Source organism: Xylophilus sp. PBN-3R (assembly GCF_057747805.1).
This window is the reverse complement of sequence record NZ_CM173225.1, coordinates 3,733,520-3,748,253: the sequence shown is the minus strand read 5'-3', so window position 1 is coordinate 3,748,253 and position 14,734 is coordinate 3,733,520. Positions and strand designations below refer to the sequence as shown.

Below are 14,734 nucleotides of genomic sequence, written 5' to 3'. Positions count from 1 at the left end.
TGCACGAGGGGAAATCACTCTTACGCCTGATCCGGAGGGTTACTCAACCAGCGGCCGCCTTGATCATGTTGCGAGCGATCACCAACTGCTGGATCTGGCTGGTGCCCTCGTAAAGACGGAACAGGCGCACATCGCGGTAGAAACGCTCGATGCCGTGATCGGCAACGTAACCCGACCCGCCGAATATCTGCACCGCGCGGTCGGCCACCCGGCCGCACATTTCCGACGCGAACAGCTTGCAGCACGAGGCCTCGGTCGACACGTTCTCGCCGTCGTCGCGGCGGCGAGCCGCGTCGATCACCATGCATCGGGCGGCATAGACCTCCATCTTGCTGTCTGCCAGCATGGCCTGGACCAGCTGGAATTCGGCGATGGGCTGGCCGAACTGGCGGCGTTCCATGGCATAGGCCAGGGCGTCTTCCAGCATGCGTTCGGCCACGCCGACGCAGATGGCGGCGATGTGGATGCGGCCTTTTTCCAGCACCTTCATGGCAGTCTTGAAACCCATGCCTTCCTTGCCGCCGATGACGTTCTCGGCCGGCACCCGGCAGTTCTCGAAGATCACGTCGGCGGTGTGCGCGCCGCGCTGGCCCATCTTGCGGTCGATCCTGCCGATGGTGATGCCGGGTGTGTCGCGGTCGACGATGAAGGCCGACACGCCCCCCGAGCCCTTGTTGGCGGGGTCGGTGCGGGCCATCAGGGTGAACATGCCGGCCTGCGGTGCGTTGGTGATGAACCGCTTGGTGCCGTTGACCACGTAATGGTCGCCGTCGCGACGGGCGGTGGTGCGCAGAGAACCGGCGTCCGAGCCCGCTTCGGGTTCGGTCAGCGCGAAGGACGCGATGAGTTCACCGGTGGCCAGCAGCGGCAGGTACTTGTCTTTCTGCGCCTGCGTGCCGTCGATCAGGATTCCCTGCGAACCGATGCCGACGGTGGTGCCGAACAGCGAGCGGAAAGCCGGGCTGGTGCGACCCAGCTCGAACATCACCAGCGACTCTTCTTCCATCGTCACGCCCAGGCCGCCATAGCTTTCGGGCACGGTGAGGCCGAACAGGCCCATTTCCTTCATGCCCTTGACGATCCTTTCCGGAATCTCGTCGGTGTCGGCCACTTCCTGCTCGGCGGGCACCAGGGTTTCGCGCACGAATCGGCGCACGCTGTCGAGCAGGGCTTCGAGGGTCTCGGGATCTCGGATCATGGTGTTCGGTCTCTTTTCCAGGGAATGTTGTTCAGGGCAGCAGCGCTTCCGCGCGCGGCCAGTCGGCCAGGCTCCGGCTGCGGGCGACCACGGCGTCCATCTCGCTTTCGGTGGCGCCGCCGCCATAGGCCGCCAGCTGTCGCGCCTTGGCCTCGACCTCGGCGCGGTCCAGCGTGTTGCCGGGGTCGCCCTTGGGTTCGTCGACCCGGCCGTGCAGGGTGCGGCCGTCGGTGGTGCGGACATCGACCTTGCCGATCCAGCGCTGCGGATAGGCGGCGTCGACTTCTTCGTCCAGCGCCATGCGGGTCTTTTCGCGTACCGCCACAACACGGGGGTCCTGGAAGTGCGCGTCGAAATCGGCCAGGCTGGCGCGATCAAAAACACCCACGAGGCCCAGCACCGTGCCCATCGAGAACTTGCTCTGGTGCACCGTGCACGGGTCGGTCACCGGTCCCAGCACGTCGATGGCGCCCTGGTGCACCCGGGCCGTCACCTCGGCGATGTCCTGCGGCCCCAGGTGGTGGGTCCGCATCACCTGCTGCAGCGCGTCGGCGGCGGGATGGGTGTGGCGGCAGGAGGCATGGAACTTGAACGATGTTTCCGGCAGCGCCCAGCGGATGCCCAGCCGGTCGGTGAGTCTGGCCGGATCGGCGTCGGTGGACATGCCGGCGGCCATGCCTTGCGCGCCCTCCAGGATGCGTTGCGCGCCAGTAAACCCATCCTTCGCCAGGTAGGCCGACATCAGCCCGTCGGCCGCCGCCTTGGCGGTGTGCAACTGCTTCGAATCCGCCGCGTCGCGCAGGAATTCCCACAATCCTGCCGCCTGCGTGCCGGCGGACCCGAAGGCATGCAGCATGCGGTCCGCGTCCAGCCCCAGCAGGCGGCCGACAGTGGCGGCCGCCGCGATGGTGCCGGCCGTGCCGGTGGTGTGGAAGATGCGGTAATGCGACCGCCCGAGGAACTCGCCTACGCGGATGCCGACCTCGTAGCCGACCACGCTCGCCACCAGCAGTTCGCGGCCCGATGCGCCGATGGCCTGGGCCACCGCCAGCGCAGGCGGGAACACCACCGCCGCCGGATGGAAAACCGAGCCGTTGTGCACGTCGTCCTGTTCGGCCACATGCGAAGCGGCGGCGTTCGCCATCGCGGCGAAAAGAGGGCTGGTGCGGCCTCGGGTGAACAAGATTTCGCTCGGACCGTCGGCCGGCCCCATGGCCCGGGCGAAGGAACCGATGGTCTGCACCGCACGCGCATTGCGGCCGGCCAGCACCGAGCCGAACCAGTCCAGGAACAGGTCCTCGCAGCGGCGCAGGACGGGCTCGGGAATGTCTTCGTAGCGCAGCGTGGCCGCGAAGGTGGCGAGCGTGCGGCTCGGATGGTCCTGAGGGTTGCTCATGGGGTGTCGTCCTGAAGATGGTTTCAAAGGGTCTCGGCCAAGCCGAGCACCGCCGTCGACTGGCTCGACAAGGTGCCGCCGTTACCGTGCGCCACAGCGGTTTTCGCACCGGCCACCTGGCGCTCGCCGGCATCGCCGCGCAACTGCCGCACCGCCTCGATGAGCGCGAAGATCCCGTACATGCCGGGGTGCACGCAAGACAGCCCGCCACCGTTGGTATTGACCGGCAGCCGCCCGCCCGGCGCGATGCCGCCGTTCTCCACAAAAGCCCCGGCTTCTCCCTTTGCACAGAAACCCAGGTCTTCCAGGAACAGCAGCGTGTTGATGGTGAAGGCGTCGTACAGCTGGGCGATGTGCATGTCCGTCGCGCGCATGCCGGCCATGGCGAATGCATGCGCGCCGGATTCCTTCGCGCTGGTTACCGTCAGGTCCTGCATCGACGAGATCTGGCGGTTCCACACGGCGGTCGCATTGCCCAGCACATAGACCGGTTTGTGCGGCAGGTCACGCGCCCGGTCGGCCCGCACCAGCACATAGGCGCCGCCGCCATCGGTGACCAGGCAGCAGTCGCGCACGCCCAGCGGGTCGGAAACCATCCGCGCGGCCAGGACGTCGTCGATGGTCAGCGGCCCGCGCATGAAGGCTTCCGGGTTGAGCGCGGCCCAGGCGCGTGCGGCCACCGCCACCTCGGCGAGTTGCCGGCGGGTGGTGCCGAACTCGAACATGTGGCGCGAGGCGGCCAGTGCATAGGCCGACGGCGGCGACATGGGTTCGTACGGTGTCTCGTAGGGCTGCGGGTCGAGGAACTTGCGGCTCTGGCCGATCTCCCTGCGGCCGAAAGTCGCGCTGCGTTGCGCACTGCCGTAGCAGACCAGCACCGCGTTGCACTGGCCGGCCTGCAGGGCCATCATGGCCGGCAACAGGTGAGCGATGAAACTGCTGCCGCCGAGCATGGTACTGTCGATGTAGCGGGGCCGTATGCCCAGGTATTCGATGGCCGGCATGGCCCACATGGTGGCCCCCGCGCTGGCGGTGCAGAAGCCGTCGATGTCGCTCATCTTCAGGCCGGCATCGGCCACGGCGGCCTGCGCCGAGCGGGCGAGCAGTTCCATGTCGGTGAAACCCGGGGATTCGCCGCAGCCGAAGGTGGCCACACCGGCGATGGCGGCGCTGCCGCGCAGGGCCCGCATGCCGTCGGGTACGTGGATGGCGTTCATGCCGCGGCTCCTTCGACATCGAACATCACCAGGCCACGGCCATCCTTCACCTGCACACGGGCCTTCACCCGCTGGCCGATCCGGATCCGGTCATGGGGCAGGCCTTCGACCCGGCTCATCAGGCGCACACCTTCGTCCAGCTCGACGATGCTGACGTTGTAGTCGCCGCCTGCCTCGGCTTTGCGGCGAACCGTGGTGACCGCGTAGACCGTGCCGCCGCCGGCCGGTTCCACCCATTCGGGCCGGCTGCCGTCGAAAGGGCTGAACTCGCGCGGGTAATAGACATGGCGGCCGTCGACGGTGCCGCGCTGGATGAAGAAACGGCCCTGGTCGAGTTGTGCCTGGTGCCAGGCCTGGACGCCGGTTTCGCTTGCGTTGAGGGTTTCGGTGGTCATGGTTTTTTCTTCAGGAAAAGACTGGTGCGGTGTCCGGCGGCAGGGCGGCCAGCAGCTCGCGCTTCAGCACCTTGCCGCTCAGCGTCATGGGAAATTCGGTCACCACATGGATCTGCGACGGACGTTTGTAGGGGGCCAGCTGCTCGCGCAGCCATGCGTCGAGGGCGGGGCGGTCGAGCGTCTGCCCGGGTTGCAGGATCACGAAGGCCAGCACCTCTTCGTTGCCGTCCTCGGCCGGGCGTCCGGCGACCACCGCGGCACGGATGCCGGTGAAATTCCGCAAGGCCAGTTCCACCTCGCCCGGATAAACGTTGAAACCCGAGCGGATGATCATTTCCTTGATGCGGCCGACCACGAAGAGTGCGTCGCCGGCATCGAGGTAACCCAGGTCTCCGCTGGCGTACCAGCCGCCGGGGCGCATCACCTTGGCGGTGGCTTCGGCATCGCGGAAATAACCTGCCATGAGGCCCCGGCCGCGGATCCAGATCTCGCCACGCTCGCCGGCCGCCACGTCCTGCCCTTCGGGTCCGGCGATGCGCGATTCGGCGCCTTCGAAACGGGTGCCGGCCGAGGTGTCCTCGCGGTGTTCGCCGAGCGCCGTCACATGCACCGATCCGGCGTATTCCGACAGGCCGTAGCCGTGGTGCAGCGGCAGGCCGAAACGGGACTCGACCTGGCGTTTCAGGCCCAGGTCCAGGGGGCCGGCGCCGGTATACAGGTAACGCAGCTGCGGCGCGTCGGGCCGGCCGATGCCGTGGTCTTCGGCATGGGCCAGCAGGCGCGAGAAGAAGGTCGGCGGACCCTGCAGCTGCGAAACCTTGTGGTGCGCCAGCGCATCGAACACATCGGCCGGATCGAACTGGCTGCGCATCACCAGGCCGGAGCCGGCGAACAGCGATGCCATCAGCACCGTGCCCAGTCCGAAGATATGGGTCATGGGCAGGTAGGCATATGACCGGTCCTCCGGTCCCAGCCGGCGGGCCAGGGCCGATACCCGCCCGAAATGCTGCAGCCCGTCGTGGGTGACCATCACGCCCTTGGGTGCGCCGGTGGTGCCCGAGGTGAAGATAATCGCGGCGATGTCCGCGCCGGCCGTGTCGGGTGCCGCAGCGGGTTCGCGGCCCGGGCTGCGCAACAGGCCCGGCAACACGCTTTCGCCAGCGCCGTAACGCGCCGCATGGCGGGCTGCCGCCGAAGAGACGCCAGTCGTGAAATACATGCGGCGGGCATCTGCCTTGTCCGCAAAACCCGCTACCTCGCCTGGCGCCATGCGTGCGTTCACCCCGCATGACCAGGCACCGATGCGGCTGCAGGCCAGCACCAGGGCGACGTGTTCGGGACAGTTCTCGGCGACGGTCAATATGCGGTCGCCGGCCTGGGTGCCCTCGCTGCGCAGCTCGTGTTCGAGCGCGTCGACCAGCAAGGCCAGGTCGCGGAAACTCATCACGCGGTCGTGCAGATGCAGGAACACCCGGTCGGGGTCACGCGCCAGCCAGTCGTCGAAGGCCTCGTGGATACGCCGCGGCGGCCGTGCGCGGCCGGTTTCGGTCGAAATGCTGTCGTTCTGCATGCGGTCCCTCATTCGAACTTGATGTCCGCCGTGACGCCCCGCCACAACTCGAAATCCTTGCGCTGCTGGGCCGCCAGCACCGCGGGCGAACCGGGCCACAGGTCATAGCCGGCCTCGGCCCACTGCTTGCGCAGGCCTTCGTCGGTCATGGCCTTGGTGACGGCCGCGTTGATCTGCCGCACGTGGGGCGCGTCCAGTCCGGCCGGGCCGTACACGCCGTACCAGCCGATCACCTCGTAGCCGGGCAGGCCGGCCTGCTGCATGGTGGGCACGTCGGGCAGGCCGGCGTTGCGGTCCTTCGAGGTCACCGCCAGCGGACGCACCCGCTGGGCGGCGCTGTAGTTGCGGGCGGTGCTGACGATGTCGAACATCATCGACAGCTGGCCGCCGATCACGTCCTGCATGGCCGGGCCGCTGCCCTTGTACGGCACGTGCGTCAGCCTGATGCCGCTCTGGCGGACGAACAGCTCGCCGCTCAGGTGGTTCGATGCACCCATGCCGGCCGATCCGTAGGTCAGCTCGCCCGGGCGTGCCTTGGCGTAGGCGATGAGTTCCTTCAGGTCGGTCACCGGCAGCCTGGGATTGACCACCAGCACGTTGGCGTAGGTGATGAGCGGCGCGATCGGTGTCAGGTCCTTCTGCAGGTCGACCGACAGGCTCTTCAGCACATGCGGCGTGATGGTCAGCGTGGGGCTGGCGCCGAAATACAGCATGGCGCCGTCTGCCGGCGCCCGGGCCACCGCCTCGGCGCCCAGCGAGCCGGCCGCGCCGGGACGGTTCTCGACGATGACGGTGCGGCCCAGTTCACGCGACAGCACCGGGCCGAACTGGCGCGCGGCGGTGTCCACCGGGCCGCCGGCCGCATAACCGACGACCAGGCGAACGGGACCCTGCGACGACATCAGCTGCGCTGTCGCCGGTCCGAACGGCAGCAGCCATGCTGCGGCGATGCCGAGCAGCACTCGCCGCGAGTGGATGAAATTCATGGTTTGTCTCCAGTGTTTTTTGTCGCGCGCTTCTTCGTCGTGAAGCGTCTTCCTGTTCGCAGGATGGCGTGGACGTCGGCACGCCGCCATGCGTTTTTGCAGAAGGGGGTGTTCGGTTCGACCCCGATGCGCCGGTCGCATGGCCTGCCGCACAATGGTTTTTTGGGCCTCTTCCCGACGACTTCGACGATGCACTTTGACCTTTTCGACCTGCGGCTGTTCGTCTTCGTGGCGGAAGAATCCAACTTGCGGCGCGGCGCCGAACGTGCCTGCATTTCGCTCGGCGCCGCCAGCACCCGCATCAAGCAGCTCGAAGACAACATCGGCACCAAACTCTTCTATCGGAAACCCCAGGGTGTCGAACCCACGCCGGCCGGCGAGGCGCTGCTTCACCATGCGCGGCTGGTGCTGCAGCAGGTCGACCACCTGAAGATCGACCTGCAGGAATACGCCGGTGGCAGCAAGGGCCACGTGCGGGTGCTGGCCAACACCACCAGCATCAGCAGCGCGCTGCCCACCGCGCTGGCCAGCTTCCTGGCGCAGCAGCCGGATGTGAGCATCGACCTGCGCGAAAGGCTCAGCCGGGAGATCGTCATCGCCATCCACGAAGCACATGCCGACATCGGCATCGTGGCCGGCGACGTCGACACCAAGGGACTCGAAGTGCGCGATTTCGTCAGTGACGACCTGGTGGTGGTGGTGCCCGAGGGCCATGCGCTGGCGCACAGGCCGACCACCACCTTCCTGGACACGCTGGACGAGCCTCATGTGTCATTGGCCGAGGGCAGCGCGCTGGCCGGTTTCCTGCCGCCGCTCGCCCGTGCCATGGGCCGCAACCTGGACTTCCGGCTGCAGGTCAACAGCTTCGAGTCGATCTGCCTGCTGGTGGAGGCAGGCGTGGGCATCGGCATCATTCCGCGGTCTTCCGCGCTGCGGCAGGCGCGTACCTTGAAGCTGCGCATCGTGGGGCTGACGGATGCCTGGGCTCGGCGCGAGACCAAGATCGTCAATCGGGCGCATGTGCCGCTGCCGCGTATTGCGGCGGCGTTGATCCGGCACCTGGCGAATGTGCAGCTGGAGGAGCGGCTGCTGTAGCGACCTGCCGGTGCATCAGCCAAGACCGCTGTTCCGAATGGTTCAAGCGGCTTCCAGCACCCGCATTTCGATATGAAGCCCGGCAGCCGTGGCCATGTTCACCAATGCATCAAGGCCGAACAATTCGATCTTGCCTCGCATCAGATCCGACACGCGAGGCTGAGTCACACCCAGCGGCTTGGCGGCCTGCGCCTGGCTCATGTCGGTTCGCGCAAGGCGTTTCTTCGGCGCTGTCAGCAAGACAGATCGCAGCTTCATGTTTTCCGCTTCTTCCGGGGTGTCCTCGATGGCATCGCAGACGCTGGCAAAGCGTTGCTTGTTCATGAGTCCAGCTCCTTGAGTAAGTCACGATAACGTTTTGTGGCCAAGTCCAGATCCGTCCTGCTGGTCTTCCGAGATACGTAAAGGGCTAGATAAGCCGAAATGCCCCGGCCGCATCCCGTATTCGAATTTCCTTCACTCCTTTCCCCACGGTATTCGGGGCTTCCAGTCATCCGGTTCCTGGCCGTTCTGCACCTGATCGAGCTGATGGCCCGCCTCGCGCTTGGCCGCGAGTGGGACGGCGCGGAGGTCATCGATAGAGCCGCTCTAGGCACTTTCCCCATCTGTCACTTTCTGCCAATGGCCGCAAACGTACCGGCCATTGGTCGCACGCCGAGCTCGTCCCACACTGCCAAAAACGAAGGAGACAAGACAGATGAACTCAAGCGACATGCGGCGCCGCCGCTTCGTGGCGGGCGTATCCGCGCTCGGGCTGGGTGCGGCCGGCGGTGCCTGGGCCCAGGGCGGTAATGCCGCCAATGCCAACGCAGCCACCTACCCGAGCCAGCCCATCCGCATGGTGGTGCCGTACCCACCCGGTGGCGGCACCGACAACCTGGCCCGCATGATGGCTACCAAACTGCAGGAAGCCTGGGGACAGACGGTGATCGTCGACAACCGGCCAGGCGCATCCGGCACCATCGGCAACGACATGGTGGCCAAGGCGCCGGCCGACGGCTACACCGTGCTGCTCGCCATCACCGCCATCGTGCAGGTGCCGGCGCTGATGAAGCTGCCCTACGACGTCAACCGCGACCTGCAGCCGCTGGCGCAGGTGGCCAGCACCAACTCCATCCTGGTGGTGCCCAGGTCGTCGCCGGTCAAGAGCCTGGCCGAGTTCATTTCCATGGTGAAGTCGCAGCCGCGCAAACACAATTTCGGCTCGTACGGCATCGGCACCTCGTCGCATATCCAGGGTTCGCTGCTCAACCTGCAGGCCGGCACCGACCTGATCCACGTGCCTTACAAGGGCGCCGCACCGCTGCTGCAGGACCTGCGCGGCGGCCAGCTCACCTGTGCCTTCATCGACATGTCGACCATCCGCCCGCACCTGGATGCCTTCCGGGGCCTGGCGGTGACGGGTGTGCAGCGCAACAAGGTCGTGCCCGACGTGCCCACCTTCGCCGAACTGGGCTACCAGTCCTTCGAACCGGTGGGCTGGTTCGCGCTGTTCATGCCGGCCGGCGTGCCGGCGCCCATCGCGAAGAAGTTCGCCGATGAAAGCAACCGCATCCTGAAGCTGCCCGACGTGATCGAGAAGATCGAAGGGCAAGGCATGACACCCGGCGGCATGCCGACCGAACGCTTTGCGAAGATGGTCCGTGACGATCTTGCTGTCTACAGCAAGATCATCAAGGACACCAATATCCGCCTCGAATAGCGGACGGGGGAGGCTGCTGCCGGGCGGCCTCTTCTTCAGCATCAGGCCGCTTCGGCGAGCGCCTCCACCGGCCCCAGGAGGCGCGCCCGTGCAGCCCGGTACTGCGCCTCCATCCGCAGCACCCGCTGCGCCACAGGCTCCACCGCGCCGACGGCGGCGATGCCCTGGCCGCAACCCCAGATGTCCTTCCACGGCTTGCGGCTGCTGCCGAAGTTCATGGCCGACGGATCGCTGTCGGGCAGTGCGTCCGGGTCCATGCCGGCCGCCGAGATGGACGGCTTGAGGTAGTTGCCGTGCACCCCTGTGAACAGGTTCGAATAGACGATGTCGTCGCTGTCGCTGTCCACGATCATCTTTTTGTAGCGTTCGTCGGCGCGGGCCTCTTCGGTGGCGATGAAGGCCGAGCCGATATAGGCGAAGTCGGCCCCCATCGCCTGCGCCGCCAGGATGGCCGCACCGTTGGCGATGGAGCCCGACAGCGCCAGCGGGCCGTCGAACCAGCTGCGGATTTCCTGCACCAGCGCGAACGGGCTCTTCACTCCCGCGTGGCCGCCCGCACCAGCCGCTACCGCTACCAGTCCGTCCGCGCCCTTCTCGATCGCCTTGTGGGCGAACCGGTCGTTGATGACGTCGTGCATCACGATTCCGCCCCAGCCGTGCACCGCCTGGTTGACTTCGGGCCGGGCGCCCAGCGAGGTGATGATCAGCGGCACCTTGTAGCGTTCGCAGACCGCCAGATCGGCATCCAGCCGGTCGTTGGTCTTGTGCACGATCTGGTTGATGGCGAAGGGCGCCGCGGGACGGTCCGGATGCGCCCGGTCATGCGCCGCCAGCGCCTCGGTGATCTCGGCCAGCCAGTCGTCCAGCAGTTCGGCCGGCCGCGCATTCAGCGCCGGCATGGAGCCGACGATGCCGGCCTTGCACTGGGCGATGACCAGCGCCGGCACGCTGATGATGAACAGCGGCGACGCGATCACCGGCAGGCGCAGCTTGCGCAGAAATTCGGGACAGCTCATATCGGATCCCAGCTGAACACGTCGCTCGACCGGTCCAGCGGATGGAACTGCGCCTTCAGCGCCGGCAGCGCGTGGCTCAGCACCGCCTCGGGTGTCCAGCCTTCGGAACGGTGCACCGACCGCACCGGGCGCGGCTGGCTGATGAGGAAGATCTCGTTGTTGCGCACGGCAAAGACCTGGCCGTTGGTGTCCGCCGCGGCATCGCTGGCCAGGCACACCGCCAGCGGTGCGATCTTGGCGGGGGTCATCTGCTTGATGCGTTCGACCCGGGCCTTTTCGGCATCGGTCTCGGCCGGGATGGAGCCGATCATGCGGCTCCAGGCGAAAGGCGCGATGCAGTTCGAACGCACGTTGAACTTCTGCATGTCGAGCGCGATAGACTTCGACAGCGCCACCAGCCCCAGCTTGGCGGCCGAGTAGTTGGCCTGGCCGAAATTGCCGATCAGGCCGGATGTGGAGGTCATGTGGATGTACATGCCCGATTCCTGTTCCTTGAAATGCGGCGCGGCGGCGCGGCTGACGTGGTAGCTGCCGTACAGGTGCACCTTGATGACCGAATCGAACTCGTCCTCGCTCATCTTGTGGAAGAAGCGGTCGCGCAGGATTCCGGCGTTGTTGACCACGCCGTCGATGCGGCCGAAAGCGTCGAGCGCGGTGCCGACGATGCGGCCGGCCGCCGCGGCGTCGGACACGCTGTCGGTGTTGGCCGCGGCCTCGCCGCCGGCGGCGCGGATCTCGTCGACCACCTTCTGCGCCGGCCCGGCATCGGCGCCTTCGCCGGACAGCGATGCGCCGATGTCGTTGACCACCACCTTGGCGCCGGCCCTGGCCATGGCCAGCGCGATGTCGCGGCCTATGCCGCCGCCCGCGCCGGTCACCACGATGACCTTGCCTTCCAGCATGGGGGATGTACTCATGTTTTTCTGCTCCTTCTGTTCTGCGCGATGTGTGATTCGAGACGGATGTGCGACCGGCTTCAGGCGGGCCACACGAAACGGGTCGGGCGCTTGGCCAGGAAATCGGCCACCGCGTCCTTGTGCTGCCGGGTGCCCATGGCGACTGCCTGAGACACCGCTTCCAGTTCCAGCCGGGTGGTCAGGTCGTCGTCGGCGGCCATGGCGCGTTTGATCATGCTCACCGCCACCGGCGAGGTGTCGACGAAACTCTGCGCCACCGCGCGGGCCCTGGCCATCAGCTGTTCGGGCGGCTGCAGTTCGGACACGATGCCCAGCCGCAGCGCTTCGTCGGCCCGGACCTCCCGGGCGGACAGCATCAGCTCCTTGGCGCGCTGGGTGCCCACGATGCGGGGCAGGGTGTAGAAGATGCCGAAGTCGGGCACCAGGCCGATCTTCAGGAAAGAAACGCTCATGCGCAGGCGCGGCGTGCCGATGATGTAGTCGGCGCACAGCGCCAGGCCCATGCCGGCGCCGTAGGCCGCGCCGTCCACCGCCGCGATGACCGGCCGGTCGAGTGTGATGAGGGCCCGCAGCCAGCGGTGCAGGTCGTGCAGCCGGTCGGTCCAGCCTTCGTTGTCCAGGCCGACCGTGGCAATGTTGCGCAGGTCGCCTCCAGACGAGAAATGGCCCCCCGCGCCGGTGATGATCACTGCGCGGATGCTGCGGTCGTCCTCGATTTTCCGGACTGCATCGGCCATCAGTTCACGCACCGGCGGGCCGATGGCGTTGCGGGTCTGCGGGTCGTCGATGGTGAGCGTGGCGACCTGGTCGGCCACCTTGAATTCGAGCAGTGCTGCGGCCGCTGCCAACGGGTTGGTGGTCATGTCCTTGTCTCCTTTGGATCAGTTTTTCTTGAGGGCCGCGCTCAGGTCGCGGCCGCCGGGCAAAGAGCTGCCGCCGTCGACCGGAATCACCGCGCCGGTGACGAACGAGGCCATCGGCGATGCCAACACCAGCGCCATGTCGGCCACTTCCGACGTGCGGCCCATCCGGCCCAGCGGAACGCTGGCGGCCATGGCCGCCATGGCGTCGTCGCCGGGTGCCAGCCGGCGCACGCCCTCGGTGTCGCCGATGGGGCCGGGCACTATGGAATTGACGCGAACTCCGTCCGCCCCCCATTCCATCGCCAGCACCCGCACCATCATGTCCAGCCCGGCCTTGGCGGCACACACATGGGCCTGGTAGGCAGTCGGGTTGAAGGCCTGCGGAGCGGAAATGTTGATGACCGATGCGCCCGGTTTCCTCAAAAAAGCATGGGCCGCGCGCAGCACGTTGAAACCGCCCACCAGGTCGATGTCGACCACGGTGCGGAAACCCTTGCTCGACATGCCCAGGGCCGGCGCGACGAAGTTGCCGGCCGCGCCGGAAACCAGCACCTCGATGGCACCGAAACGCCCGTGCGCCTGCGACAGCGCGCCCTCGATGGCCTCGTACTCACGCACATCGGCGCTGTAGCCTTCGACGTCGTTGCCATGGGCCCGTAACCGGGCGACCGCGCCCTGCACCCGATCCATCGACCGGCTGGCGATGGAGAGCATGGCGCCGCGTTGCGCGAACGCCTCGGCGATGGCCAGGTTGATGCCGCTGCTGCCACCGGCCACGAAGACATGGCGGCCGCTGAAGTCGAAGGGAGATGTCTCGGTCATGGGGTTGTGCCGGTGGCAGCCGGAGAGGGTGAACGGTGGGCTGCGCGCAAGGTGGTCTTCAACACCTTGCCGGCCGCGGACAGCGGCAGGGTGTCGGTGAAGTGGAAGCTGCGCGGGCATTTGTAGCCGGCCAGCCGGGTGCGGCACCAGGCCGTCAGCTGCTCGGCCAGGGCGTCGGTGTCTTCGCTGCTGTCCGCTCGCAAGCTGTCACGCCGCACCACCACCACCGCATGCACTGCCTCGCCCCAGCGTTCGTGCGGCACGCCGATGACCGCCGCCTCCGATACCGCCGGATGGCCGCGCAGTGCGTTTTCGACCTCGGCCGAATAAACGTTCTCGCCGCCGCTGATGATCATGTCCTTGAGCCGGTCGGTGAGATAAAGGTAGCCCTGGGCGTCCATGCGGCCGCCGTCGCCGGTGTGCAGCCAGCCGTCGCGCAGCGCCTGGGCGCTGACGGCGGGCAGGTTCCAGTAGCCCTGGGTGACCATCGGTCCGCGCACCACGATCTCGCCGGATTCGCCGCGCGGGCATTCGACACCGGCCACGTCCACGATGCGTATCTCGGACCCCAGCCCGGCGCGTCCCACCGTGCCCATCGTCTCGGCCGAACCGCGCCTGCGCGACGGTATGTCGATGCAAACCGCGCCGGCGGTCTCGGTCATGCCGTAGGCCTGGAAGAACTCCGCATCGGGCCAGGTGGCCAGCGCCCGTTGCAGCAGGTCGGCCGGCATGGGCGCGGCACCGAAGGCGATGCGGTCCAGGCTCTGCACCCGGGCCGGCGAAAAGCCGGGGGCGTCGAGCAGCGCCTGCAGCATGGTCGGCACCACGATGATGTCGCTGATGCCCAGGCTTTCGATGGCGTCCAGCACCGCATCGGGCCGGAACTGCGGCAGGGTGACGCAACTGCCGCCGATGATGCTCTGGCCGATCAGCCGGCCCAGCCCCGCCACATGGAACAGCGGTGCGACCAGCAGCGACACGCTGTCGGGCGAGTTGTTCAATTCGGCACCGCGTGTCATGCAGGCGGTCCAGAAGTTGGCGTGGGTCAGCATCACCCCCTTCGACCGCCCGGTGGTGCCGCCGGTGTAGAGGATGGCGGCCAGTGCGTCGCCGCCGGTGCGGCTGTCTTCCATCGGCTGCAGCGCGGCTGCACGGGCGGCCAGTTGCGGGTTGTCCATCACCGTCACCGGGGTGCCGATGCCGGCCACGGCCGGTGCGCTGGCGGCATCGGCCAGCAGCAGCGCCGCGCCGCAGTCGGTCAGTGCGTGGTCGAGTTCCGGCACGCTCCAGCGCAGGTTGAGCGGGCAGGCCACCGCGCCCATCCACCAGCAGGCCAGCAGGTTGATGACCAGCTTGTCGTCGTTGGGCGATACCAGCGCGACCCGGTCGCCGGGCCTGATGCCCCAGCCGTGCAGTGCGGCGGCACGACGGGCGACCTGGTCGAGCATCTGGGCGAAGGTCCAGCGGTGGGTGGTGTCGGCGCCGACATGGCAGAGCGCCGCCTTGTCGGGATGGCGCTGCAGCGACCTTTGCAGTCCTTGGGTGAGATGCATGGCG

14 protein-coding genes and 1 pseudogene are annotated in these 14,734 nt (G+C 67.4%); 2 read left to right on the top strand and 13 right to left on the bottom strand.

Annotated features, from left to right (window positions below):
* Positions 1 to 43 precede the first annotated feature (43 nt).
* From AC3ANW_RS17855 to AC3ANW_RS17830, 6 genes are read right to left on the bottom strand one after another with little or no spacing between them, the layout of a single operon-like run.
* On the bottom strand, positions 44 to 1,198 hold the full coding sequence (locus AC3ANW_RS17855) for an acyl-CoA dehydrogenase family protein (RefSeq protein ID WP_488342186.1): 1,155 nt from the start codon (positions 1,196 to 1,198) through the stop codon (positions 44 to 46).
* Positions 1,199 to 1,229: 31 nt separating this feature from the next.
* Entirely contained in the window at positions 1,230 to 2,594 is a 1,365-nt protein-coding gene (locus AC3ANW_RS17850) for an MmgE/PrpD family protein (protein ID WP_488342185.1), read from the bottom strand.
* A gap of 23 nt (positions 2,595 to 2,617) precedes the next feature.
* A complete protein-coding gene (locus tag AC3ANW_RS17845) occupies positions 2,618 to 3,811 on the bottom strand; it encodes a thiolase (RefSeq protein WP_488342184.1) in 1,194 nt (397 codons plus the stop codon).
* On the bottom strand, positions 3,808 to 4,206 hold the full coding sequence (locus AC3ANW_RS17840) for a Zn-ribbon domain-containing OB-fold protein (RefSeq protein WP_488342183.1): 399 nt from the start codon (positions 4,204 to 4,206) through the stop codon (positions 3,808 to 3,810). The genes AC3ANW_RS17845 and AC3ANW_RS17840 overlap by 4 nt, the downstream gene beginning before the upstream one ends.
* Positions 4,207 to 4,216: 10 nt before the next feature.
* The gene (locus tag AC3ANW_RS17835; RefSeq protein ID WP_488342182.1) at positions 4,217 to 5,776 is read right to left on the bottom strand and encodes a class I adenylate-forming enzyme family protein; all 1,560 of its coding nucleotides are present in this window, start codon (positions 5,774 to 5,776) and stop codon (positions 4,217 to 4,219) included.
* Positions 5,777 to 5,784: 8 nt separating this feature from the next.
* Entirely contained in the window at positions 5,785 to 6,762 is a 978-nt protein-coding gene (locus AC3ANW_RS17830; RefSeq protein WP_488342181.1) for a Bug family tripartite tricarboxylate transporter substrate binding protein, read from the bottom strand.
* 189 nt (positions 6,763 to 6,951) lie between these two features.
* Here AC3ANW_RS17830 and AC3ANW_RS17825 point away from each other — a divergent pair, with 189 nt between their 5' ends.
* On the top strand, positions 6,952 to 7,857 hold the full coding sequence (locus tag AC3ANW_RS17825; RefSeq protein ID WP_488342180.1) for a LysR family transcriptional regulator: 906 nt from the start codon (positions 6,952 to 6,954) through the stop codon (positions 7,855 to 7,857).
* Between the two features lie 42 nt (positions 7,858 to 7,899).
* Here the strand turns inward: AC3ANW_RS17825 and AC3ANW_RS17820 are convergent, their stop codons facing one another.
* Positions 7,900 to 8,181 carry a helix-turn-helix domain-containing protein gene (locus tag AC3ANW_RS17820; protein ID WP_488342179.1) on the bottom strand — a complete coding sequence of 94 codons (282 nt, stop codon included), beginning with the start codon at positions 8,179 to 8,181 and terminating at the stop codon, positions 7,900 to 7,902.
* Positions 8,178 to 8,436: pseudogene (locus AC3ANW_RS17815) on the bottom strand (type II toxin-antitoxin system RelE/ParE family toxin). Before AC3ANW_RS17815 ends, AC3ANW_RS17820 begins: the two are co-directional and overlap by 4 nt.
* Before the next feature lie 118 nt (positions 8,437 to 8,554).
* Here AC3ANW_RS17815 and AC3ANW_RS17810 point away from each other — a divergent pair.
* Positions 8,555 to 9,559 carry a Bug family tripartite tricarboxylate transporter substrate binding protein gene (locus AC3ANW_RS17810; protein WP_488342178.1) on the top strand — a complete coding sequence of 335 codons (1,005 nt, stop codon included), beginning with the start codon at positions 8,555 to 8,557 and terminating at the stop codon, positions 9,557 to 9,559.
* Positions 9,560 to 9,600: 41 nt separating this feature from the next.
* On the opposite strand, the gene AC3ANW_RS17805 is transcribed toward AC3ANW_RS17810, so the two are convergent.
* The 5 genes from AC3ANW_RS17805 to AC3ANW_RS17785 form a co-directional block, all read right to left on the bottom strand.
* Complete coding sequence (locus AC3ANW_RS17805) at positions 9,601 to 10,575, bottom strand: NAD(P)H-dependent flavin oxidoreductase (protein ID WP_488342177.1); 975 nt, start codon at positions 10,573 to 10,575, stop codon at positions 9,601 to 9,603.
* Complete coding sequence (locus tag AC3ANW_RS17800; protein WP_488345453.1) at positions 10,572 to 11,477, bottom strand: SDR family NAD(P)-dependent oxidoreductase; 906 nt, start codon at positions 11,475 to 11,477, stop codon at positions 10,572 to 10,574. Before AC3ANW_RS17800 ends, AC3ANW_RS17805 begins: the two co-directional genes overlap by 4 nt.
* 74 nt (positions 11,478 to 11,551) lie before the next feature.
* Positions 11,552 to 12,355 carry an enoyl-CoA hydratase/isomerase family protein gene (locus tag AC3ANW_RS17795; protein WP_488342176.1) on the bottom strand — a complete coding sequence of 268 codons (804 nt, stop codon included), beginning with the start codon at positions 12,353 to 12,355 and terminating at the stop codon, positions 11,552 to 11,554.
* An 18-nt stretch (positions 12,356 to 12,373) separates the two neighbouring features.
* Positions 12,374 to 13,177 carry an SDR family oxidoreductase gene (locus AC3ANW_RS17790; RefSeq protein ID WP_488342175.1) on the bottom strand — a complete coding sequence of 268 codons (804 nt, stop codon included), beginning with the start codon at positions 13,175 to 13,177 and terminating at the stop codon, positions 12,374 to 12,376.
* Positions 13,174 to 14,730 (bottom strand): class I adenylate-forming enzyme family protein, encoded by a 1,557-nt coding sequence (locus AC3ANW_RS17785; RefSeq protein WP_488342174.1) that lies wholly within the window; start codon positions 14,728 to 14,730, stop codon positions 13,174 to 13,176. The genes AC3ANW_RS17790 and AC3ANW_RS17785 overlap by 4 nt, the downstream gene beginning before the upstream one ends.
* Between the last annotated feature and the right edge of the window lie 4 nt (positions 14,731 to 14,734).